Below are 229 nucleotides of genomic sequence, written 5' to 3'. Positions count from 1 at the left end.
CGGCGCGGCACCCGGACCTCGTGAAGCGGGAGTTCACCGCGCCTGCCCCGAACCGGCTCTGGGTCACCGACCTGGCGTTCGTGCCGACGTGGGCCGGCGTCGCGTACGTCTGCTTCATCGTCGACGCGTTCTCCCGGATGATCGTCGGGTGGCGGTGCGCGTCACACATGCGCACCGAGATGGTCCTCGACGCGATCGAGATGGCCCGCTGGTCCCGCGGCGCTCGCCA

General features: G+C 71.2%; 1 protein-coding gene. It reads left to right on the top strand.

The genetic code is table 11. The annotated features are described in order from the left end of the window. A partial coding sequence (locus ACUJ8O_RS11605) for a DDE-type integrase/transposase/recombinase (RefSeq protein ID WP_445373413.1) occupies window positions 1-229 on the top strand: 229 nt, incomplete at both ends.

This window comes from Micrococcus sp. EWR3.9.1 (genome assembly GCF_052615555.1).
Note: the sequence above shows the minus strand (reverse complement) of the source record. Positions and strands in the feature narration are given on the sequence as shown.